The following is a 23,180-nucleotide window of genomic DNA, read 5'->3' on the forward strand; positions in this document are numbered from 1 at the left end:
TCCCGCTGGATTCATGCGTGAGAGACGCGACTTATACGCCGCCCACACAGCCTTCGGATGTCTAATCGCGCGGCTGCTCAAGCTACACATTGTTGATCTCGCAGGGAACCACATCAGTGCGTTGCCTACGCGCCATGCGCGCTGATTTTCACTAATACGTTGCCAATCATCCGTTTTTTTCCTGCACACCATGCGTGACGCGTGGCGATTTCGCTCATGCCGCGATCACGCGATCTGTCCCACTTATCTGAAATAGGAGAGCCCCATGAAAACCCCCTTTATGGCTAGCGCGCTTGTTTTAGTTGCAGCGGCCTTGGGCTACACACCGTACGCCGCTGCGCAGGACACAAATCTTGCGTCGGCTTCCATGACTGTTTGCGCCACCAGCGGCACAGTGACGCTGACCGTCCTTGGCGTAACACAGGTACTTCCGATCAACTGCCAAGGTAGTGCGACCATCAGCGTGCCGGGCACCACGCAAAAAGTCTCCGCCAATTTGAATGTCGGCTTGCTAGGCATGAACGTGATGAGTTTGGCGGGCACCACGGCGACTGCGCAGGAAACCATTGGCGTGGACAGCACCAGCTTGTCTGGTTCTGTGCAGAGCGGAACCCTCAGCTTCTTGAATAGTGCGGTGATGATCGGCAATACCACAGCGGCGCTGTCGTGTAACGCGCGGGCCTTGAGTACGACACTGCAATGCCAATCCTCCCTCGGCAACGCGAGTGTTTCCGTGGACGGGCTGCCGATCAGCCTGCCGAACCCCATTCCCATCAACTACACGATCCCGGTGTCCAATATCAGTGTCAACGTGGATACCCCATTGGGTCAGGTATCCATTGCGACCAGCGGCACACTCACGCTCAACGGGGTCGTAGCCAATGGCCTCAACACGCCGAACATTACGGTGGCTCAGCTCGGTGAGCGTCTGCAGGTCAGCGGTGGAACCACCGTGCTTGGGCTTGGTTTGGTGAGCGTGGCGGTCGACGCGACCAACAGCAACTCGGCCAGTGTGCAGACCACCTCGTCGTCGCCGGTCTTCACCAACGTCACTTTCCAGTGATCTAGACGCTTGTACAGAACCCGCTTGGCTTGAAGCCTTGCGGGTTTTGTGAGTTCAGGCGGCGCTGGCGTGAAGCTGTAAACCCAATGCGCGAGCTACCTTGAGTATGGTGGAGAAATCTGGATTACGTTCTCCAGACAGTGCCTTGTATAAGCTCTCGCGGGATAAGCCCGCATCACGCGCGACCTTGGACATACCTTGAGCTCGGGCAATGTCACCTAGTGCTTTCGCAATGAAGGTGGCATCGCCATCGCTTTCAGCGATGCAAGCATCGAGATAGAGCGCCATTTCCTCTGGGGTGCGCAGGTGTTCTGCGACATCGAAAGGAATAGTCTTGAGCTTCTTTTTACTCATAGCTCTTTCGCCATAACTTGCGCTTTGTGGATATCGGCATCCTGTGTGGACTTGTCGCCACCACAAAGCAGAATGATCGTTACATTGCCTCGTTGGGTGTAGTAGACGCGGTATCCGGCACCTATGTCGATTTTCATTTCCGAGATCCCGCCAGGCAGGTTGCGATGCTGGCCCGGATTACCGTCCGCCAAGCGAGCAATACGTGCTTGAATACGGGCCCGAGCCATCAGGTTTTTTAGGCTGTCCAACCATTCGGCGAAATCTGCGCTGGTCTCGATCTTCATGAAGGAATGTAGCCAATAGGCTACACTTGGTCGTCAAGGAATTCCAGTCTGACGACGGATTCGGCACGCGGGCATCAGGCGAAAAAGAACGCCGCGTTGTGGTGCGAAGTTGAAACGTCAGGGGGGATGAACCCTTACAGCGACTCGTCTCAGGAGTGATTCCCGGCATCGTCCGTGTGCGACGCCGACGGATGCCAGCGCGACTTCAACCGCTCCATCGCCAGCGGTACCAGCGAAAGCAGCGCCAGCACGCAGAGCGGGGCGATTACGCTGGGATCGAAGATCAGGCCAAGATCCAGTTTTTGTCCGTGGGCGAGCGCGCGCCCGAGGCCTGCGCCGATTGAAGTTTCGAATACCAGCATCACCGTGCCGCCGAACCAGGTGGCGCCCAGGAACAGCCACAAGGGGCAACGCAGCCAGGCAAGCGCCATCGTGACCAAGCCGAACGGCGCCACCGGCACCAGGCGCAGGAACAGCGTGTAGACCTTCGGGTGGCGTTCGAAGCCGTGATGCAGCTTCTCGGTAATGGCAGGCGGATGCTTGCTGCCGGTGCCGAAGGCGTAGCGGCTGGCGAGAAACAGGATGAGCGAGCCCAGGGTGAGCCCGATCGAAGAATAAGTCGTGCCTTCGACTATGCCGAAGGCGAATCCAGCGGCGAGGATCAGCACGATGGTGACCGGTACGCCCGTGCATGTCGCCAGCACCAGCAGCCCGATATAGACCAGCCGGCTCATCCAAGGGTGCTCGGCAATGTGTGCGCGCATTTCCTGCTGGTGCGCGACCAATTGCTCAGGATGAATGCGATCGAACACTCCGGAGGCAAGCAGCACTATGCCCGCCGCTATCAGCAGCAAGAGTGGCAGGGCTGCACGCAAGCGGTTCAATAGCTTTCTCCTCTGGCGCCGTACTTGGCCAGCACGGCACATGCCTGCTCGCGCAGGATGTCGCGCCGAACCGAGATGCCGCGGCGTTCCAGTTCGCCCGCCCAGTCGGCTGGCAGCGGGCCTTCATCGAAGCGGGTGAGTGTTTCCACATCTTCCCCGCGTGCGCCGATCAGCAGCGTGTCGACGCCTGCCCAGAAAGTGGCACCGTAACACTGGCAGCAAGGCTGCGCGCTGGTGGCGAGTGTGTAATGACCGCCTTGTTCGTTCAAACGGTAGCTGGCCAGGCGCTGCTGGGCGGCCATGTAGGCCAGCATCTCGGCGTGAGCTACCGAACAGCTCTGCGGGATGACACGGTTGACGCCTGCCGCGATCAGGCGCCCATGCTCGTCGAACACGGCGGCGCCAAACGGACCGCCCTGGCCGTGTTCGATATTGCGTCCTGACAGCTTGATCGCCAGTTCCACCTGCTCCTCATCCGTGAGATATCGCCGGCGAGTGTCGGCGACTTCTTCGATCCAGGGGGGCAGGGTGAGGTGGATCTGCAGCGGCAGCATCATGCGCTTTGTTTGGCCCAGGTGTCGCGCAGGGTTACCGCGCGGTTGAACACGGGAGCCTCCGGGCGGTGATCCAGGCGATCGGCCACGAAGTAGCCCAGGCGCTCGAACTGGTAGCGCTGCTCGGGCGTGGCTGAGGCCGCTGAAGGCTCCAGCCAGCCGCGCACGATGCGCTTGGCGTCCGGGTTGATATGCTCGATCCAGCTCTTGCCGTCGCTTTCGTCGTCCGGCGTGGGCACGTTGAACTGGCGGTCGTAAAGGCGGATCTCCGCGGCGACGCCATGCTTGGCGCTGACCCAATGGATCGTGCCCTTCACCTTGCGATCCGCGCCCGGCATGCCGGAGCGGGATTCGGGATCGAGCGTGCAATGCACTTCGCTGACGCTGCCGTCCGCGGCCTTGATGACTTCCACGCACTTGACGATGCCCACGCCGCGCAGGCGCACCTCGCCCTCGGGTTTCAGGCGATGGAAACCCTTCGGCGGCACTTCGGCAAAATCCTCGCGCTCGATCCACAGCTCGCGCGAAAACGGCACCTGGCGGGAGCCGAAGCTCTCGTCCTTGGGATGGTTGGAGAAGCTCAGCGATTCCTCGTGAGCGTCCGGCAGATTGGTGATCACCAGCTTGAGCGGATCGATCACGGCCATGCGGCGTGCTGCGGTAGCGTCCAGGTCTTCGCGCACACAGTTTTCGAGGATGGCGTAGTCGATCACGCTGTTCTGCTTGCTTACGCCCAGGCGCTCGATCAGCAGGCGAATGCCGCCAGCGGTGAAGCCACGGCGACGCAGGCCGCGCAAGGTATTCATGCGCGGATCGTCCCAGCCATCGACCAGGCCCTCGTTCACCAGCTGGGCCAGCTTGCGCTTGCTGGTGATGCAGTAGCTGAGGTTGAGGCGCGAGAACTCGATTTGGCGTGGCTTGGCCGGTTCGGTGCGGAACCCGGCCTGGCGCATGTGCTCCCACAGTTCCGGATGGCTGGGCAGGTCGACCTTGTCCACGAACCAGTCGTAGAGCGGGCGGTGGTCTTCAAATTCCAGCGTGCACAGTGAATGGGTGATGCCTTCCAGTGCGTCGGAGAGGCAATGCGCATAGTCGTACATCGGATAGATCGGCCACTGGTCGCCGGTGTTCTGGTGCGTGACCTTGCGGATGCGGTAGATCGCCGGATCGCGCATGTTCATGTTGCCCGAGCCCATGTCGATCCTGGCGCGCAGCGTCTTGCTGCCGTCCGGGAATTCGCCCGCGCGCATGCGGCGGAACAGGTCCAGGTTTTCTTCCACGCTGCGGTCGCGGTGCGGCGAGTTGCGGCCCGGTTCGGTGAGGGTGCCGCGGTATTCGCGCATTTCCTCGGCGCTGAGATCGTCCACATACGCCTGGCCGTCCTGGATCAGCTTGAGGGCGGAGCGGTAAAGCACCTCGAAGTAATCGGAGGCATGGCGCAGGTCATGCCACTCGTAGCCCAGCCAGCGCACGTCGTCCTTGATGCCCTCGACGAATTCCGGGTCTTCCTTGCCGGGATTGGTGTCGTCCAGGCGCAGGTTGCACCAGCCGGCGAACTCGCGGGCGATGCCGAAATCCAGGCAGATCGCCTTGGCGTGGCCGATGTGCAGGTAACCGTTGGGCTCCGGCGGAAAGCGCGTGCGGATGGCCGTGTGCTTGCCGATGGCCAGATCCTCGCGAACGATCTGACGGATGAAATCGCGCGGCGCATCGTTTTCGGGCGTTGCGGCAGGCTTGGCGACAGCGGTCGGGGTGGACATCGGGTCAGGCTTCGCAGCAGTAGCGGGAACACCCAAGTTTAACCGCTGGAAGGATTTACGGAACCGGAGCGTAGGCTGGGATGCCAATCCCAGCTTCCCGATGCTGGGATTGGCATCCCAGCCTACGCACGTTCAGCTGCGGGCGGCGGCCATTGCCAGGTAGCGCTGGTGCAGGGCGGCAACCTGGGGTTCCAGGGCGGATTCGGCGCCGCTGTTGTCGATCACGTCGTCCGCCAGCCCCAGGCGAGCGGTGCGAGATGCCTGGGTGGCGAGGATGCGCAGGGCCAGGTCTTCGTCCATGCCATCGCGCAGCACCAGGCGCTGCAGCTGGGTAGCTTCCGGCGCGTCCACCACCAGGATGCGGTCCACCCAGCGGTAATGCCCGATGTTCTCGGCCAGCAGCGGAATGGCCAGCATGGCATACGGCCCGTCATCCAGCTGAACCTGTTCCAGCATCCATTGCCGCACGCGCGGATGCACGATGGCCTCCAGCGTCTTGCGCGCCGCCGGGTCGGCAAACACTCGCTGGCGCATTCGTGGCCGGTCGAGCCGCCCGTGCGAATCCAGCGCCTCGCGGCCGAACGCGTCCACGATTGCGGCTAAACCGTCGCTGCCCGGCTGCACTACAACTCGTGAGGCCTGATCGGCGTCGTAGACATGTACGCCATGCGCCTTGAAGCGCTGCTCCACCGCACTCTTGCCGGCGGCGATGCCGCCGGTGAGGGCTACCGCAAACGGCGCCCCCATGCTCATCGCATCCCGGTCAGACCCAGGTAGGCGTGCCAGAGCTGTTCGCCGGCGACGAACCACACCCAGCCCGCCATGGCGATAAAGGGCCCGAACGGCATGGGTACTTCGCGCCCATGCTTGCGCAGCGCAATCAGCGTGCCGCCCACCAGTGCGCCGATCAGCGAAGAAAGCAGGATCACCGGCAGCAAGGCCATCGGCCCCATCCAGGCGCCGAGTGCGGCAAGCAATTTGAAATCGCCAAAGCCCATGCCTTCCTTGCCGGTGAGCAGCTTGAACAGCCAATACACGCTCCACAGGCTGAGATAGCCGATGGCGGCGCCGAGGATGGAAGCGGGGGGCTCGACAAACAGATGCATCAGGCTCAGCAGCAAGCCGACCCACAGCAAGGGCAGGGTGATCTGATCGGGCAGCAACTGGGTGCGAAAATCGATGCCCGATAACGTGACCAGTGCCCAGGTGAGTATCAGCCCGGCGAGTCCGGCCCAGGTCGGGCCGAATTTCCAGATCACGATGGCGCTGAGTGCGCCGGTCAGCAACTCCACCAACGGGTATTGAATGGAAATGGGCGCATGGCAATAGCGGCAGCGGCCGCGTAACAGCAGCCAGCCGAACAAGGGAATGTTGTCGTAGGCAGCCAGCGGATGCTTGCAGTGAGGGCAATGCGAGCTTTCACGCACAATGCCGGGCGGCAGCGATTCGGTCGGGGCTTCCAGGCCCAGGACGTCATGCGCCTCCCGCCGCCAGAAGGCGTCAAGCTGCGCCGGCAGCCGCAGGATCACAACGTTGAGGAAACTGCCCAGTATCAGGCCCAGTACGCCTGCGATAACGATCCAGACTGTCAGCGGCAAATCGGGCATGCGCAAACCGTAGCTATGAAAACGCGCCACATTATCACCGCTAGGCGGCAATGATGGGGCGCGTGGATGTGGGGCGGGATTAGAACGTGGCGGCGAGCTTGAAGATCGGGAGGTAGAGGGCAATCACGATGCCGCCGATCACGGTACCCAGGATCACCATCATCAGCGGCTCCAACAGGGAGGCTAGCGAGTCGACCGCGTTGCTGACTTCTTCCTCATAGAATTCGGCGCACTTGAACAGCATTTGGTCCAGGGCACCGGATTCTTCGCCGATCGCCACCATCTGCGTCACCATGTTGGGAAAAAGCCCGGTTTGACGCATGGCCAGCTGAAGCTGGTGGCCGACTGCAATGTCATCGCGCATCTGGCGTACCGCATTCGCATAGACAACGCTACCGGTAGCCCCTGCGACGGCATCCATGGCTTCGACCAGAGGTACGCCCGCCCGGAATGTCACGCCAAGCGTGCGGGCGAAACGCGCAATCGCCGATTGCCGAAGAATATTGCCCATCACCGGCAATTTGAGTGTGAGCCGGTCAAGAGTGTGGGCAAATTTCACCGAGCGTTTCTTGGCCATGATCATCGCCACAACGCTGCCTACTATGCCGCCAATCACGATCCACCAGTACTCCTGCATGAATTTCGACATGGTGACGAGGAGCTGGGTGGGCGCAGGAAGTTGCGCGCCAGAGTCCTGGAAGGTCTTGGCGAAAACCGGAACCACGAACAACAGCATGATCATGATCACGGCGACCGCAACCACCATCACCATGATCGGATAGAACAGTGCTTTCTTGATCTTGCCCTTGATGCTCTCGGTCTTTTCCTTGTACGTGGCAACCGTATCGAGAATGGTGTCGAGCACGCCCGCCGATTCACCGGCGCGCACCAGGTTGCGATACAGCTCATCGAACTGGATCGGGTATTGCCCCAGCGCCTCGTGCAGGGTGGAGCCGCCTTCGATGCTCTGCTTCACATCGCCAATGATGGACTTGAAGCGAGGGTTCTTCTGGCCATCGGAGATGATGTCGAAGGCTTGGATCATCGGTACGCCGGAGGCCATCATGGTGGCGATCTGGCGGCTGAAGATGGCTACGTCGCGTGGTTTGACCGCACTGCCCGAGCCACTGAACAGCGGCTTGGCGCGCTCTTTTACCGTTTGGGGGTTCATGCCCTGCCGGCGCAGCTCTGCCTTGACCAGCATGGCATTCTTCGCCGGCATCGAGCCCTTCATGCGCTTGCCACGCTTGTCCAGCGCTACCCATTCGTAAGTGGGCATCTGCGAGATCTGGGCACGCTGCGCGCCCTGCTGGCGGGTGTTCTTGGTGGCGGCGGTAACCGTGGCCATTGTCTGTAATCCCCCTATGGAATCCGCACCGGCGCACCGGGCGGCGGGCAAGCAAGATAATCACCAGCTTACGTCACTTTGGTAAGCCATTTCGTGGCCTCCCGCGCAGTCTGGTGTAAAGCGGTTCGCGAACTTCGATCAATCCTTGGTCACGCGATCGATTTCCGCGAGGCTAGTCACTCCTGCCTTCACCTTCAGCAAGGCCGACTTGCGCAGATCGTTGACGCCTATCTTTTGAGCCGCCGCTCCGATCTGCAGGGCATTGCCGCCCTCCAGTACGATCTTTTGAATCTCCTCCACCATCGGCATGACCTGATAGATACCCACGCGCCCCTTGTAGCCCTCGTTGCAATCCTGGCAGCCCACGGCTTCGTATAGCTCAATACCTTCATCCAGGTCTCGTTGGGTAAAGCCAGCCGCCAGCAAGGCCTGCGGAGGTAGCTCAATCCTCTTCTTACAGCTATGCAAACGCCGTGCCAGGCGCTGGGCGATCACCAGAGTGACCGAGGAAGTGATGCTGTAGGGCGGAATGCCCATGTTCATCAGGCGGGAGATGGTCTGCGGCGCGTCGTTGGTATGCAGGGTGGAGAGCACCATGTGGCCGGTCTGGGCGGCCTTGATGGCGATTTCCGCCGTCTCCAGGTCGCGGATTTCGCCCACCATGATCACGTCCGGGTCCTGGCGCAGGAAGGAGCGCAGCGCCGCGGCAAAGGTCATGCCGCGCTTGACGTTCTGCTGGACCTGGTTGATGCCCTCCACGCGGATTTCGACCGGGTCTTCCACGGTGGAGATGTTGCGTTCGGCGGTGTTGAGAATGTTCAGCGCCGTATATAGCGAAACCGTCTTGCCCGAACCGGTGGGGCCGGTCACCAGCACCATGCCGTAGGGTTTATGGATGGAGTCCAGATAAAGTTTTTTCTGGGCGTCCTCGTAACCTAGCTTGTCGATACCCAACTTGGCCGAGGAGCTATCCAGGATACGTAGCACGATTTTTTCGCCGAACAAGGTCGGCAGCGTGCTCACACGGAAGTCCATAGCATGGCTCTTGGACAGGTTGAGCTTGATACGGCCGTCCTGGGGTACGCGGCGTTCCGCGATATCCAGGCCAGCCATGACCTTCAGGCGCGAGGAGATGCGGTTTGCCAATTTCTGCGGCGGGCTGGCCACGGCTCGCAGCATGCCGTCCATACGCAGGCGTACTCGATACTGGTTCTCATAAGGCTCGAAGTGGATATCCGAAGCGCCGCGGCGGATCGCATCGACCAGGATCTTGTTGACGAACTTCACTACCGGAGCGTCGTCGCCACCGACAGCGTCGACGCCGCTGCTGCTGGCCTCGGCATCGTCGTTCACCGATTCCAGTGCCAGGTCGTCGAGGTCGCCCCCGCCCAAATCGGGTGTCACGTTGCTAAGCGTGCTAACGATAGTATCGATGGCACGGCTCAGTTGTGCCCGCTCGACCAGGACCGGCTCCACCATGCAATTGGAGTGGAACTTGATCTCATCCAGGGCATGCAGCTGCATCGGGTCGGCAATGCCCACAAAAAGGCGCTTGCCGCGCTTCATCAGGGGCAGGGCCTGGTGCTTGGTCATCAGTTCCTGGCTGATCAAGCTGGTTGGCATGCTGGCCTGGGCAAGCGCCGAGACGTCAAAGATCGGCATGCCGAATTCGGCCGAGGCGATTTGCGTCAAGCGGTTGTTGTCCACCAGGCCTTGGTCAAGCAGCCAGCCGGTCAGAGTTTTCTTCTGCTGGCTCGACTCGGTAACCGCCTTGCGGACGTCGGCCTCAGGCAGCAAGCCCTCGGAAACCAGCCGGCGGGCAAGTCCGGACAGGCCAAGCGCAGTGGGCTGCGGTTGTGATGACATGGTGAAAACCTACCTAAGTCCCCTGATCGGCCTCGAATTTAGCGCACATCGGGGGTGGCAGGCTATCGATACGCGCCGGTTTTTTGCAGCCAGGAGGATTTGTGAAAATACCTCGGCGCACGGTTGGCGAAAGGCGGGCGAGATGCCCTGTTGGCCGTAGGGGCGCCGCGCCTGGCTTTCTGCTTGGGCGAATCCCAGGCGAATGGTTCCGCCCATATTTGGGGCGTGGATACTGGCGGGGACTCCCTCGCCGGCGGATAGAGTGAACTGGGTCACCCAAGGATGGGGTTCCGGGAGCTGTGCGCATAGGTGACGTTACGGAGGCGGGTTATGATCAGCCGCCATCACGGGAAGCTCACGATTTGAATAGCTTAAGCATCATTCTGCCGGCAAAGAACGAAGCGGCCGCACTGGCCGACCTGTTGCCTCGCCTGCGTGCTGCGCAACCGGCCGCCGAGATCATCGTGGTCGACGACGGCTCCTCCGATGACACTCGCCAACTATGTGCAGAGGCGGGAGTGAGGTGCCTGTCCTCACCCTACTCGATGGGCAACGGCGCCGCCATCAAGCGTGGTGCTCGCGCGGCCCAGGGCGAAGTACTCGTGTTCATGGACGGCGATGGGCAGCATGATCCGGCCGATGTGGCCCGGTTGTTGGCCAGCTTGGGCGAAGGCTACGACATGGCGGTAGGCGCACGGGATTGGGGTAGTCAGGCCGGCGTGGGGCGTGGTGTCGCCAATACGCTCTACAACTGGCTGGCCAGTCGCATGACCGGTCATCAAGTCGCTGATCTGACTTCCGGCTTCCGCGCTGTCCGGGCGAACAAATTTCGCGAATTCCTGCACCTGTTGCCCAATGGCTTCAGCTATCCCACCACCACGACCATGGCGTTTTTTCGTAGTGCCTATCCGGTCGCGTATGTGCCCATCAAGGCCGCACAGCGGGTGGGCAAAAGCCATATCAGGCCGTTGCGCGATGGCCTGCGTTTTCTGTTGATCATCTTCAAGATCGCCACGCTGTACTCGCCGCTGAAGCTGTTCGTGCCGGCCAGCGCGCTGTTTTTCTTGCTTGGCTGCAGCAACTACGCCTGGACCTTTTGGCACGAGGGTCGCCTGACCAACGGCAGTACGCTGTTATGGAGCGCGGCGGTGATCATATTTTTGATCGGGCTGGTATCAGAGCAGATTACGGCACTTCTGTACACGCGTTTTGAGCGCTGATGCTTTCGATGCCAAAAAAGCAAGTCGGTATGCCCGTATACCTTTGCGTTCGCAGTGACTATTTGAACAAGTGCATGGCAACTAGCCATATGTCGGAGGCGTGACAGCGGTGACGGACTCCCATTGTCAGCTGGTACGGCCAACGCTGGTGGTGCTTGCTTCGACTTACCCTCGCTGGCACGGAGATCCCGAACCTGCCTTTGTCCATGAATTGTCGCGTCGGCTCGTTCGGCGCTTTCGTGTACTCGCAATCGTTCCAGATGCCCCTGGCGCAGATCAAAGTGGCCTGCATGACGGAGTCGAGGTCATTCGGTTTCGTTATGCGCCGCGCCGCCTGCAAACTCTGGTAAACGATGGAGGCATTGTCTCCAATCTGCGTCGTAGTCGCTGGAAACTGTTGTTGCTTCCCGCATTCTTCCTTGCGCAGGCGTGGAGCCTGTGGAGATTGCTACGCAAAACCAGGGTCGATGCCATTCATGCCCATTGGTTGATTCCGCAAGGGCTGATTGCCGTTCTGTTGCGCAAGTTGATGCGCCGGCCTCCTGCTCTTTTGGTCACTTCTCATGGCGCAGACCTCTTTGCTTTGCGCGGCTATGGGATGGATGCGCTGAAACGCTTTGTGATCAAGAATGCAGGCGCGGTCTCAGTGGTCAGCGATGCAATGCGCGCCGAGTTGGCCCGAATCGGCGCACCCATGGAAAAGGTTAGTGTGAAGCCGATGGGCGTCGATCTGGCTGATTCATTCAAGCCGGACGCAATGGCGCCGCGTTCGGACTGCGAGCTGTTGTTCGTTGGCAGGCTAGTGGAGAAAAAAGGTCTGCGCTACTTGCTTGCTGCCATGCCTGAGGTATTGGAAAAAGCACCAGAAGCGCATCTGACGATTGTAGGGTTCGGTCCTGAGGCTGACGACCTTGGATGCCAGGTCGCGCGCCTCAATTTGGGAAACAAGGTGCGATTCGTTGGGGCGTTGCCGCAGGCAATGTTGCCGGCCTACTACCAACGCGCAGCGCTATTTGTGGCCCCGTTCGTCGAGGCCGGATCGGGCGACCAGGAAGGTTTGGGCCTGGTTGCCGTTGAAGCGGCGGGTTGCGGTTGTCCGGTTGTATTGGGCGACGTGCCAGGCGCGCACGGACTGCTGGATCCTTCATGCGCAAAATTCGTACAGCCGCGGAATACCGCTGAATTTGCCGCTTCCATTATTGAATTGCTTGAAGACAAGTCGGAACGCGAGCGCCTGGCTGCGCTGGCGCGCGAGCGGGTTGCCGGAACGGTTGACTGGAGCGTGGTGTCCAAAGGATACATCGAGCTACTGGATAGAATCGTCAGGATCTTGCCAAGGGACTATTCGGCATGATGTCCGTTTTGTTTATCGGCAAGCGCTACTATACGAACCGGGATGCGTTCACGGAAAAGTACGGCCGCATTTATCAGTTGCCATGGCACTGGTCACGAAGCGGTTTGCCGGTGCGCTTGTGGTTGCTTGACTATCACGGCAGAACTCTCGATAGGCGCTCTAGCGAAGAACTGGAAGTCGTCAGTACTCCCCTGCGCGGAATCGGCTGGCTTGCGCAATGTTTTAGGCAGGCCGCATTGCGCTTTTCCAGCAAGCGACCGACCATCGTGGTTGCCAGCGGCGATTGCTATATCGGCATGCTGGGATTTCTGTTAGCGCGATGGTGCGGCGCCAGATTTGTGTTTGACGTTTATGACAAGTACGACGAATTCGGTGGCTTTCGCCGGCCGCTTGGCTTCGATCCATTTCGCTACTTGTTGAAGCGCGCCGATGCGAACCTGTTCGCCAGCCGCTCGCTCATGGAAAGCCTGGGGGCGTCCACGAGGATGAATCTGCTCGTTCCGAACGGTGTGGACCAGGAGCGTTTTCATCCGTTGGACAAGCTTGCCAGTCGGAGGGCGCTTACATTGCCCGAGCAGGCAGTATTTGTCGGCTATTTCGGCAGCATGGAACCGGATCGCGGGATCCCGGACCTCATCGCGGCCGTGCAAATTTTGCGCGCCCAGGGATCACCCATTGAATTGTTACTCGGCGGGCGTCTCGGCGAAGGCATCAATCCTCACCAGGACGGAGTGCGCTATGTCGGAAATGTGCCTTTCGCAGACGTACCTCCGTTGCTCGCAAGCTGTGATGTGCTGGCCATTCCATATCGGAGATCGGCATTCATGGATGCCGCGGCGTCCGTAAAAATCGCGGAGGCATTAGCTTGTGGACAGCCGCTGGTTGCAACCATGACTCCCAATCTTATCGCTAATTTTCCGGCTCAAGCCGCTGCGCTAGAGGGTCGTTTGGCGGAGCCGGGCAATGCAGCGGATCTGGCGCGAGTCATGGCGCTTCAGTTGGGGGAGCCAACCTATTCAACCTTGCCCGAAAATATGGCTTGGTCCGCTATTGCGGCACTGACTTCGGTATCACTCGGTCTTGCGGACGCGCCAAGTGGATCATTTGATGCCAAGGGGTGATATGCAACATTCCTACGGACCGCAGAAGGCCTTTCAGGTATAGGGGAAGGCATGCGCCAATGCCGCGTGAAGCTGGATGATTTGGGCGTTTGATCATCCTTTATTCCCAATGCAATTATCAATCATGGTCATTCCATTAAATCCAACATGACTAGTATTCCAGACATATCGGTAATCACTGTTGTCTATAACGGCGCACATTCCATTGAGAAGTGTCTGCAAAGCGTTGCAGATCAGGAAAAAGTAGCCTATGAACATATTGTCATCGATGGGGGCTCGACCGACGGTACGGTAGATATCCTGAAACGCCATGCCGATAAATTGGCATATTGGTGCTCCGAGAAAGATGCCGGCATCGCGGACGCCATGAACAAGGGGATTTTGCACGCAAAGGGGAATTGGATCATTTTCATCCACGCAGACGATGGCCTCGTAAGTCCGGATGTCCTGGCGAAGGCTTTGGCGAAGATGCCGCTGAAGGTGGATATCGTGGCGTTTCCCGTTTTGTTCGGTTCGCTGGGGAACCTGCGTTTGCATCCGCCTAGGCCGGCAGGATTTTGGACGCGCTTCAAGTTGGGCATGTGCCATCAAGGGATGTTTGTGCGCCGGGCTCTGTTTCAGCGGATCGGCGTGTTCGACACCGGCTTTGGCATATGCATGGACTATGAGCACGTGCTCCGCGCAGTTTCAGCGGGAGCATCAGTGCGCGTCTTCGCCGAGCCGGCTGTGGCGTGGATGGATGATGCCGGCATCAGCAGTCGACGTGACTGGCCTTCATTGCGAACCAGGTTTCTCGAAGAGAAAAGGGCGCAACATCTCCATGTAACTTCGTTGCCAATGAGATGCTTGTATTTTTTCTATTGGTCAGCCTATCTTCCCTATCGTAAGATTCGCTCCATGTTGAAGGACAAGAGAGCTGGATAGCTGTTTGAAGCCAAGCGTTCGAATAATGTGATTTGCCGTGGCGGGTTACCCCGACTTTGCTTCAGGTAACGAGGCGCTTGAGATGGTTGACAATACCCGCGCCAAGGGTAGTAAGCCGTTGCTCGGATATTTGCAATAGTTCGCTTGGCGTCGAAATTGGCGGGGCGTCGTCAAGTACCTGGATCATCTTTTCGGTCAGCGAATGCGCATTTCCGGCCCGGAAGAAGATGACATCGTCGATGTCGATTTCGGTATTGACCGGAATGTCCGACACGATGGCGGGGACCCCCAGTCCAATCGCCAGATTCACGGCGCCCCCACCAGGGCCGCCCTCAAAGAGCGTTGGCTGTATTACTGCGCGGCATCCCCGCATCAGCGCCAATTGATCAGGTTTGGGAACCAGTCCAAGAAAGCGTGTCCGGCTATCAATTCCCAGGTCGCGTGTCAGCGCGATCAGCTTTGCGTAGTGATCGGGGGCACGATGATCAATGGGATCGCCAGTCAAAATCAACTGAATGGGCTGGTCCTTTCGCTGCTCGACTAGGCTGGCAAAGGCGCGTAGTGCGGTAGCGTGATCCTTGTGCGTCCAGAAGTGATTGCATATGAGAAAGTAAGGGGACGTGATTGCATAACGATCGATGGTTTCCTCGATCGAAGGCTCAAACCACCAAGGCTGGACATAAGGTGTGAACGGGAGCGCCATCAGGCGATCCGGCGGGACACCAAGAAACTCGGTGGCGTCTGCGGCGCCAGCGCGGGAGTATATGAAGATGGCGTCAGCGTCTTTCGCAATCTGCGCGTACAGTCGATCTCGCTTGCGAATCGTGCGGGCGCTGAACAGATGTGAAAGCCGACGGTGCTGGAAGTCCGGTATATAACCGACCCGCGGTGGACCCCGTCGCCCGAGTGGTAGCACGGTGGGGAAGATGATGTCGGCCCGCGCCCTGTGGGCGGCATCCAGGATACCGGCGGCGTCGTTGCTGCAGTGGAAGACCGGGAATCCCATGACAAGCTCCTGCGCAGTCCTGTGCAAGGCCGTCATACTTCCAGAATCTTGGGCTGGATTTGCGGAAACGCCAGCGCGAAGTCGGCGCCAACGCCTGAGCGCTGCCACCAGCCAGTTGTGCTTCAGGGCGGAAGGCGGCATTGCAAAATGCAATTCCACCTCGGGATTTAGCTGCGTGGCCAGACCTGCCGTGAGCAGGCGCACCAGGTCGATGCCTCCATTCCATCCGATAAAGCCGTGCAAGGGAAAGAGAATGCGCATCGTTCTAGCTCAACCCATCGGAGGGCAATCTCGCCCATGTTTCAGGCTGCTCAATCATTGCAGCGGCGATGGTGCTCGCGGCAACGATGATATTCACGAAATGCTCCAGGGAAATTCACGAATGACGTCTGCGATGCCTTCGATGTCCTCACTGCTCAGCTGATGCCAGCTTGGCAGGTTGATGCCACGCGAAGCGATGTCTTCGGCAACAGGAAATCTGCGGTGGCCTTGCGCGTACATGGGCATGGTATGCGCCGGATAAAACACGGGCCGAGTTTCGACGCCTGCAGATTTCAGCTTTTTTCGAAGCTCGTCCCGATCTGTCGAGGCTGGTGTCAGGATCGTAACCATCCAATAGGAGGGTGATTCACCGGCCGTTAGGGCCTGGAATTGGATCGGTACGTCAATCAGCGCCTCGTGATAGCGTTGCGCAAGCCATTTCTTTTGCCGGAGGATATCGTTCACTCGTTCGAGTTGAGCGGTGCCTATGGCAGCGCAAATATTGGTCATCCGGTAGTTATAGCCAATGACGTCGTGCCAGTATTCGCGATCGCCGGCCAGTCCTTGGCCTCGGAAGTGGCGAATCGAGTGATCCATGGCGGCGGTCTTGCATACCACCATGCCACCTTCGCCCGTAGTGATGGTTTTGTTGCCGAAAAAACTGAACGTGGCGACGTCGCCAAACGTTCCAACATGCCTTCCATTGTAAAGAGTGCCGATCGCCTCGGCGCAATCCTCGACCAAACGAAGATCATGCCGGCTACACAGTTCTGAAAGTGCGGTCATGTCACATGCCCCGCCATACAGGTGAACTGCCATCACGGCTTTGGTACGTGGCGTGATGCGGCGTTCGACATCCGCAGGATCGATTTGCCACGTATCCGGGAGTGAATCGGCAAAAATGGGCGTGGCGCCGACGTAGCGGATTGCATTGACTGAAGCGATGTAGGTAAGTGATGGAACAATGACCTCATCGCCTTCGCCGATCCCGAGCACCAGTAGCGCCAAATGCAGGGCGACCGTTCCATTGCACACGCTGGCTGCGTGGCCGGCGCCGACGAAATTGGCGAAACCGCTCTCGAAGCGAGCGATGAATTCGCCCTTGGACGAAATCCAGGTGCTGTTCATGCACTCCAGAACATATTCTGTTTCGTTTCCGGACAGGTCGGGTTGGTAAACCGATATCTGGTGCATTGAGGGATTTCCGCGGTTCAGTAAGTCTTGGTCAAGGCAGTGCGAATTAGCTTGCGGAGAAGCACAAGCGTTGGAATTAGGCTGACGGTCGCATATGTGATGACGGTTGCCCATGGTAACGGTGCAATACCATAGTTGGCGGCCACTGCCGCCTTCAAACTGATGCAAAGAATGCCAAAAGCTACCGCAAGCACTATCTGCAGTCGCATGATGCTGGCGGCATTGAGAAACGTGGCGATCGAGGTTCCCAGTGCTTCGATGACAACCCAGACAGCAAAACCAGCAAGCATCCATGGGCTCAAGTTCAGCGCTCGGTGCACCCACAGTCCAACGATTTGTGGGAAACCCACGGCAAAAACCAGGCCGAGGCAGGCGGCTACGGACGTTGCTGCCATGGCAGAGCGGCGAAGCGTGCGGAGTACCCAGTCCTTGCTGTGCGCGGCAAGCGCCTGCCGGTAGACCGGCCACAGAGGTACCCACACCAGGCTCAAGCCGATGGAGATGGCACCAAAAAGGCGCTGCGCGATGGCATATCTTCCGGCGTCCTCGGCACCGCGTAGCAGTGAGATCAAGGGAAGGTCGGCCGAAAAGGCAAGGGCGGCGGCTAGCTGTAGCACAAAGAACAACAAGCCTTCCCGGCGGATCGTTCGTCCCAGATCGTTTCGTTCGACCGCCTTCTCGGTGCTAATGTCCGCTATGTCGCGCCGCAACTGGAGTGTATTGGCTATCGCAGTCACCAAGGGAGCGGAGATGGCTGCGGCGGTCAAGACGGGTAAAGAAGCATGCAGTTTGGCTAGCGTGGTAACCAGGCCAAGGGCAAGAAGCTGTCCCGCCGCCTGCCAGCGAAAGGCGCGGTCACCCCGGCCCAGTCCAAGTTGCACCCGGCTGGCCAGGTTGAGGGGTACGGCCAGCATGATCGAGGCAAGGACAATGCCCGCTGCCAAGCGGCTTGGCCTACTCATCGATGCGGGCAGTCCAATCAAGCTGTGCCAGGATACGAATGGAAAAGCCACGAGCAACAAGCCACTCAGGTACAAGGCGACCCGGGTAAGCGTACGTTGCCCCTGGGCTATGACGGCCTTCACTTCAGCCGGTTCGTTGCGGCCGTGTGCGGCGGCTACCAAGTTCATCGTGCCGTTGCCCAAGCCGAAATCCAGAAAGCCGGAAAACGTCACCAGGGATACTAGCGTGGCCCAGGCACCGAATTGCAGCGGCCCCAGCGAATTGAGCACGAACGGAACGGCGACGAACAGGTTCGCTGCGGCGCATCCTTTTGCCACCATCGACCATGCGCCTGCACGCAGGACCATCAAACCGCGGTGGCTGAAGAAGGTGTTGGGTTTGCTAAACCAGGCGATCAACCGCATGGGCTAGTGCCGCGAGGCGGCAAATGCGTTGATTGCCTCCAGCAGGCCCGCTCGAAGCGGTGTGGAGGCATGCCAGCCGATGGTATCCATCACCGAAGTATCGAGGCGCTTGCGCAACGTGCCGTCGGGTTTGGTCGGGTCGAAGACAATGCGTCCTGTGTAGCCTGTCAGCTCGGCTATGAGTCTCGCCAGCTCTGCAACGCTAAGTTCGTGGCCCGATCCTATATTGGCGACTTCCGGCGCATTCGGTCTTTGCATCAGTGTCAGACAGGCATCGGCAAAGTCATCGACGTGCAGGAACTCTCGCAGGGGCTTGCCTGAGCCCCACACGGTGACTTCGCTCGCGCCGGCTATCTTCGCTTCGTGGAAGCGTCGAATCAGGGCCGCCGCCACATGGCTGTTTTCCGGGTGGTAGTTATCCCCCGGGCCATACAAGTTGGTGGGCATGACACTGATTGCCTCGAAGCCATATTGGATGCGGTAGGCCTGACACATCTTGAGTCCTGCGATCTTCGCAATCGCATACGCCTCGTTGGTGGGTTCCAATGGTCCCGTTAGCAGATAGCTTTCCCTGATCGGTTGGGGGCAGTCGCGCGGATAGATACAGGATGAACCGAGGAATAGCAGCTTCCGGCACCCGTGGCGCCATGCCGAGTGAATGATGTTGGTCTGGATGGCTAGATTTTGCTGGATGAACTCCGCGGGATAAGTGTTGTTTGCATGGATGCCACCCACCTTGGCGGCAGCCAGGAACACATACTCGGGGCGTTCACGCATGAAGAAATCAGCGACCGCCGACTGGTCAACGAGATCCAGTTCATCGCGGGACCGGGTAAGCAGCTGCGTTGCTCCCATCGCCTGCAGGCGACGCAGGAGCGCCGATCCCACCATGCCGCGATGGCCGGCGATATAAATGCGAGCATCAAGGTCCATCGACTCACTCACGATTGCGAAGGGTACGGAAGCCGCCAGAATTCACATAGGCGTCACGGCGCGCCTCGGTGAGGTCACTGTGCATCATTTCGGATACCAATTCATCGAACGAGGTGCGCGCCGACCAGCCGAGTTTGGCGCGGGCCTTGGACGAATCGCCGAGCAAGGTGTCCACTTCGGCGGGACGGAAATAGCGAGGGTCGACGGCGACCACGCATTGGCCAGGCCGCATCGCCGATTCATCGGGGGCGGCGACGACGATGCCGCGCTCCTCTACACCATGACCTTGCCAATCGAGTCTTATGCCCAATTCGGCGGCCGCCCTGGTGACGAACTCGCGCACCGAATGCTGCACTCCGGTGGCTATGACAAAGTCCTCCGGTTCCGGCTGCTGCAGCATGAGCCATTGCGCTTCCACATAGTCGCGCGCATGGCCCCAGTCGCGCTTGGCATCCAGATTGCCCAGATAAAGGCATTTATCCAGGCCTTGATGGATACGTGCCAGGGCGCGGGTAATCTTGCGCGTAACGAAGGTCTCTCCCCGGAGCGGAGACTCGTGATTGAAAAGAATGCCATTGCACGCATAGAGCCCATACGACTCCCGGTAATTGACAGCGATCCAGTACGCGTACAGCTTGGCCACGCCATAAGGCGAGCGCGGGTGAAACGGGGTGGTTTCCGTTTGCGGGCTTTCTTTCACCAACCCGTACAGTTCGGACGTCGAAGCCTGGTAGAAGCGGGTCTTGTCGGTCAAGCCGAGAATACGAATGGCCTCAAGCATGCGCAGTGTGCCAAGCGCATCGGCATTGGCCGTGTACTCGGGCGTTTCGAAAGAGACTTGTACATGGCTTTGCGCACCAAGGTTGTAGATCTCGTCCGGCTGCACATGCTGGATGATGCGGATCAAATTGGTAGCGTCCGTCAGGTCACCGTAGTGCAGGTAAAAGCGGCGATCGGGATCGTGCGGATCCTGGTAGAGATGGTCGATACGATCGGTGTTGAACGAAGAGGCGCGCCGCTTGATGCCATGCACTTCGTAGCCCTTGGCGAGCAGCAACTCGGCCAGATAGGCACCATCCTGGCCGGTCACACCGGAAATGAGTGCGCGTTTCATCGATACTTCTCTTTATCTTGATGGCAGGTCAAGCTGTCGGCCCAGCTCCTCTAGCGTACCGTCAAGCCTGCCGCCCAGGTTGAGCAAACGCAAGCGATCCAGCGCATGCAGGGCCTGTTCCCGTTGGCCTTCCGCAGCCAGCATGCGGATCAGGGTGATCTGATAGGCGGGTTCGCTCGGTGCCGACGCAACCGCATCTTCGATCATTTGCAAACCCAGCGCATGGTCATGCAGTACGCCCCATGCGTAGTCGCTATATGCGGCCTGCAGGCGGGCACTGGGGTGCCGCAAGGCCATCTGGAAGGCCTGCGTCATGCGGTCCGCCGGCAGCGGGCAAAGATTATCACGCGCGCATTGTACTAGAGCGACCAGTGAGCTCTCGTCCTGTACGCCAGGAGGCCTGGCCTTTAGCTTGGCGATCAAGCTGTCCCACCATGCATCCTTGATCGGCAGGCCCATGCGCGAGTTCATGAAGATCAGTGCCTGCTCCGGGAGTATCGACGCATGGGGCAGGGCGGCGGCCCGTTCCAGCGGGGCGTAGGCCAGCTTGGTGAAGGAAGAGGCAGGGTCGTATTGCGAGTAGATGATGAGGGTGCGGCCCAGTTCGTATTGGGCGCGCGGCGAATCGGGGGCGCGCGTAGCCAGGGTTTCGGCAAGCAGCAATGGATTGCCCCATGAAGCTGCAGTCATCGCCGTCTCGCCTGCCCATAGCAGCAGCAAGCCACCTAATAGTACGCAACGCGATAGCATCATGGGTTGTCCTGCGCGCGGAACCAGCAACGGTACCACCGCCAGCATCAATCCGAAGCTTGCGAAGTAATTGCGGTGCTCGTAAATCAATTCCAGCGGCAGAATGGTGCCGGTGAGCAAATGGCAACCAAGAAAGAGCCCAATGCCAAGGGCTGCCAGGGGCCGCCGTGGACGTAGCCACGCGGCCAATGCAATCAACGCAATCAGCGTGATGACGCTGGCAAGCGTGGTCCACGGCGCAAGCAGGCCAGTCGAGATGCGGAAATTGTCGTGGTAGAACGACAGCGCTTGCGGCGTGGGCAGTAAAGTGCCGGCGATGTAGCCGACCACAATGCGTGTTTCGCTAAGCAGCCGTGTGCCGAGCGTGAAATCGCGAGTGCCCCACGTCGCGGGGTTCAGTACATGGGGCAGCAGCCATGCAAGCCCGGCGATCATCGGCAGTGCCAGAACGAGCACGAACAGGGCGATGATGCGACGGTCCAGCGCCTTGCTGTTGATGATCTTGAAACGGAACAGCGCCCATTCGACGAGCAGCGCGTACAGTGGCAGCATCACCGCCGTTTCCTTGGCCAGCAGGCCAACAGCAGTGGGGAGCGTGATACTTAGCGCACACAGCCAGAATGCGTGCCGCCGCCCTCCTTCGGAGAGGGCCATGGAAGGCGAGATCGCCTGGGCCAGCATGCGGTAACGTGCTGTGACATAGCCGATCAGTCCTGCGAGCACGAACAGGTTCGCCATGCTTTCTTCGCGCTGCACTACGTACAACACAGCCGTGAGGTTGATCGGAAGTAGCATCCAGCATGCTGCGATCAGGGCGGAGATCACGCCCGTAGGAGCGGCTGCGTCTGCTGCGGTGACCAATTTCCGCGCCAGCACAAACACCAGCAGCCCGTTCAACAGGTGGATGAACAGATTGGTCAACTTCCAGCTAAAAGGATGGAGTCCGCCGGCGAGGTAATTGAGCGCAAAGCTCAACGATGCCAGCGGCCGCTTGAAGTCGCTGGCGGGCGAGGACAGCGCCGCATTCACCAGCGAGGCAAGATCCGCATGCGTCGGCTGCACACCTTGGTTGTCCACGATGTTCGGATAATCGTCAAACAGCCAGGTGCCCGACAGTCCCGACCAGTACACGGTCGCTGTGGCAACCAAGGCAAGCGCCAGCACCAGCCAAGGCAACCATGGGTTAGCGCGTTCATTCATGTGCATCGGGGCGATCCGGCGAGCGTTGGGCGACATGTTAGCGAAACAACCGGTGCGGCAGGGCGGCGCCGCTCACCTTCGGTACTGCGCTCTGCGCAAAAAAAGAAGGGCCGCACGAATGCGGCCCTTCGAACCATCGAGGTGTGGCAACTATCAGCGGCAGATAGCCGGAAGGTACTTGGCCGCCACGGTGTTCTGGGTGGCGTCGCACTTCCATACGATCGGGCCGCTGTAACCTGATGCGAGCGCAGTCGTGCCGTTGCTCTCATACGGCACATAGAAGATGAATTTGCCGTCCGCGTCGGCGGCATTGGTACCGGTAACGGTGGCCTTGATGGCACCGGTCGACTGGACTTCCAGGTCGCTGACATATTTCGATGCGACGCTCGCGGCTGTGGCCGGCAGGCCCGCCGACGCGTTGCTGCCGGGGACGGTGCCCTTGGTTTGGAATGTCTCCGAAACCGCGGTGCGCGCCATGTCGATGGCGGAAATCGCTTCGGAAACCTTGGAGCGGATGATGTAGTTCTGGTAGGCCGGAACGGCGATGGCCGCCAGGATCGCGATGATCGCAACCACGATCATCAGTTCGATCAGGGTAAAGCCTTTTTGCGTGGTCTTCATGGATGGTTCCTTTTACTTTGGTTAGCTAACCGTTGATGCCCCCTGAGCCCCAGTCCCGAAACCCCCTAGGCAGGATCGGCCCCATTCATCATGGTCAGGAACGACCAGGAAGCTGACTCAGTCGATGCACTATACATGCCACTTGGCGAACGCCAAAAGCGCTTGAGATGGTGGCTTCTCGTAGTGTGTTAAGCGTCACGAAAGATGATCCGCCCCGAAACCCGGGGCGCCCACTCAAGCGCCTGGGGGCTCATCTGGCCAAGCGGCAGAGGCATTTTTTGCGTCCATCTGTGACATTTTTTGTCAGTTTTACCGCCCAAGGAGGGCTGCACAAATGTCATTTCCTTTACCGCGCGGTGCGCGAAAGCCTCTTGCCGCATAAAGCTGCGTTAGGG

At 59.5% G+C, this 23,180-nt stretch carries 21 protein-coding genes; 5 read left to right on the plus strand and 16 right to left on the minus strand.

All coding sequences use genetic code 11. The features are described 5' to 3' along the window. Positions 1-265: 265 nt before the first annotated feature. Positions 266-1,063 (plus strand): hypothetical protein, encoded by a 798-nt coding sequence (locus QQJ96_RS10570; protein WP_284331960.1) that lies wholly within the window; start codon positions 266-268, stop codon positions 1,061-1,063. A 54-nt stretch (positions 1,064-1,117) separates the two neighbouring features. On the opposite strand, the gene QQJ96_RS10575 is transcribed toward QQJ96_RS10570, so the two are convergent. From QQJ96_RS10575 to pilB, 9 genes are all read right to left on the minus strand, one after another. Next, entirely contained in the window at positions 1,118-1,417 is a 300-nt protein-coding gene (locus QQJ96_RS10575) for an addiction module antidote protein (protein WP_284331961.1), read from the minus strand. After that, on the minus strand, positions 1,414-1,701 hold the full coding sequence (locus tag QQJ96_RS10580) for a type II toxin-antitoxin system RelE/ParE family toxin (protein ID WP_284331962.1): 288 nt from the start codon (positions 1,699-1,701) through the stop codon (positions 1,414-1,416). Before QQJ96_RS10580 ends, QQJ96_RS10575 begins: the two co-directional genes overlap by 4 nt. 149 nt (positions 1,702-1,850) lie before the next feature. Continuing rightward, positions 1,851-2,585, minus strand: coding sequence for a TVP38/TMEM64 family protein (locus QQJ96_RS10585; protein WP_284331963.1), 735 nt, complete (start codon positions 2,583-2,585; stop codon positions 1,851-1,853). Next, positions 2,582-3,139, minus strand: a complete 558-nt coding sequence (locus QQJ96_RS10590; RefSeq protein WP_284332124.1) for a nucleoside deaminase — start codon at positions 3,137-3,139, stop codon at positions 2,582-2,584. The genes QQJ96_RS10585 and QQJ96_RS10590 overlap by 4 nt, the downstream gene beginning before the upstream one ends. Then, positions 3,139-4,899, minus strand: coding sequence for a glutamine--tRNA ligase/YqeY domain fusion protein (locus QQJ96_RS10595; RefSeq protein WP_284331964.1), 1,761 nt, complete (start codon positions 4,897-4,899; stop codon positions 3,139-3,141). The genes QQJ96_RS10590 and QQJ96_RS10595 overlap by 1 nt, the downstream gene beginning before the upstream one ends. 132 nt (positions 4,900-5,031) lie before the next feature. Further along, positions 5,032-5,646: a dephospho-CoA kinase gene (gene coaE / locus QQJ96_RS10600; RefSeq protein ID WP_284331965.1), complete on the minus strand. Its 615-nt coding sequence runs from the start codon at positions 5,644-5,646 to the stop codon at positions 5,032-5,034. Positions 5,647-5,648: 2 nt separating this feature from the next. Further along, positions 5,649-6,506, minus strand: a complete 858-nt coding sequence (locus QQJ96_RS10605) for a prepilin peptidase (protein ID WP_284332125.1) — start codon at positions 6,504-6,506, stop codon at positions 5,649-5,651. A 79-nt stretch (positions 6,507-6,585) separates the two neighbouring features. After that, complete coding sequence (locus QQJ96_RS10610) at positions 6,586-7,854, minus strand: type II secretion system F family protein (protein ID WP_284331966.1); 1,269 nt, start codon at positions 7,852-7,854, stop codon at positions 6,586-6,588. Positions 7,855-7,992: 138 nt separating this feature from the next. After that, positions 7,993-9,720 (minus strand): type IV-A pilus assembly ATPase PilB, encoded by a 1,728-nt coding sequence (gene pilB / locus QQJ96_RS10615; protein ID WP_284331967.1) that lies wholly within the window; start codon positions 9,718-9,720, stop codon positions 7,993-7,995. 362 nt (positions 9,721-10,082) lie between these two features. Here pilB and QQJ96_RS10620 point away from each other — a divergent pair, with 362 nt between their 5' ends. From QQJ96_RS10620 to QQJ96_RS10635, 4 genes are all read left to right on the plus strand, one after another. Then, the gene (locus tag QQJ96_RS10620) at positions 10,083-10,940 is read left to right on the plus strand and encodes a glycosyltransferase family 2 protein (RefSeq protein WP_284331968.1); all 858 of its coding nucleotides are present in this window, start codon (positions 10,083-10,085) and stop codon (positions 10,938-10,940) included. 109 nt (positions 10,941-11,049) lie between these two features. Continuing rightward, positions 11,050-12,294, plus strand: a complete 1,245-nt coding sequence (locus QQJ96_RS10625) for a glycosyltransferase family 4 protein (protein WP_284331969.1) — start codon at positions 11,050-11,052, stop codon at positions 12,292-12,294. Beyond that, positions 12,291-13,415, plus strand: a complete 1,125-nt coding sequence (locus tag QQJ96_RS10630) for a glycosyltransferase (RefSeq protein ID WP_284331970.1) — start codon at positions 12,291-12,293, stop codon at positions 13,413-13,415. Before QQJ96_RS10625 ends, QQJ96_RS10630 begins: the two co-directional genes overlap by 4 nt. Positions 13,416-13,562: 147 nt before the next feature. Beyond that, a complete protein-coding gene (locus QQJ96_RS10635; protein WP_284331971.1) occupies positions 13,563-14,339 on the plus strand; it encodes a glycosyltransferase family 2 protein in 777 nt (258 codons plus the stop codon). Positions 14,340-14,400: 61 nt separating this feature from the next. Here QQJ96_RS10635 and QQJ96_RS10640 read toward each other — a convergent pair whose 3' ends face one another. The 7 genes from QQJ96_RS10640 to QQJ96_RS10670 all read right to left on the minus strand — a co-directional run bounded on the left by QQJ96_RS10640 (position 14,401) and on the right by QQJ96_RS10670 (position 22,785). Continuing rightward, on the minus strand, positions 14,401-15,606 hold the full coding sequence (locus tag QQJ96_RS10640) for a glycosyltransferase (RefSeq protein WP_284331972.1): 1,206 nt from the start codon (positions 15,604-15,606) through the stop codon (positions 14,401-14,403). A gap of 93 nt (positions 15,607-15,699) precedes the next feature. Next, positions 15,700-16,800: a DegT/DnrJ/EryC1/StrS family aminotransferase gene (locus QQJ96_RS10645; RefSeq protein ID WP_284331973.1), complete on the minus strand. Its 1,101-nt coding sequence runs from the start codon at positions 16,798-16,800 to the stop codon at positions 15,700-15,702. Between the two features lie 17 nt (positions 16,801-16,817). After that, complete coding sequence (locus QQJ96_RS10650) at positions 16,818-18,167, minus strand: lipopolysaccharide biosynthesis protein (RefSeq protein ID WP_284331974.1); 1,350 nt, start codon at positions 18,165-18,167, stop codon at positions 16,818-16,820. 3 nt (positions 18,168-18,170) lie between these two features. After that, positions 18,171-19,112, minus strand: a complete 942-nt coding sequence (locus QQJ96_RS10655) for a GDP-L-fucose synthase family protein (RefSeq protein ID WP_284331975.1) — start codon at positions 19,110-19,112, stop codon at positions 18,171-18,173. Continuing rightward, the gene (gene gmd, locus QQJ96_RS10660; protein ID WP_284331976.1) at positions 19,105-20,214 is read right to left on the minus strand and encodes a GDP-mannose 4,6-dehydratase; all 1,110 of its coding nucleotides are present in this window, start codon (positions 20,212-20,214) and stop codon (positions 19,105-19,107) included. The genes QQJ96_RS10655 and gmd overlap by 8 nt, the downstream gene beginning before the upstream one ends. 12 nt (positions 20,215-20,226) lie before the next feature. Then, positions 20,227-22,164: a hypothetical protein gene (locus QQJ96_RS10665; RefSeq protein WP_284331977.1), complete on the minus strand. Its 1,938-nt coding sequence runs from the start codon at positions 22,162-22,164 to the stop codon at positions 20,227-20,229. Positions 22,165-22,317: 153 nt separating this feature from the next. Next, positions 22,318-22,785 (minus strand): pilin, encoded by a 468-nt coding sequence (locus QQJ96_RS10670; RefSeq protein WP_284331978.1) that lies wholly within the window; start codon positions 22,783-22,785, stop codon positions 22,318-22,320. Positions 22,786-23,180: the final 395 nt, after the last annotated feature.

It is taken from the genome of Dyella flagellata (assembly GCF_030160275.1).
GTDB classification, from domain to species: domain Bacteria; phylum Pseudomonadota; class Gammaproteobacteria; order Xanthomonadales; family Rhodanobacteraceae; genus Dyella_B; species Dyella_B flagellata.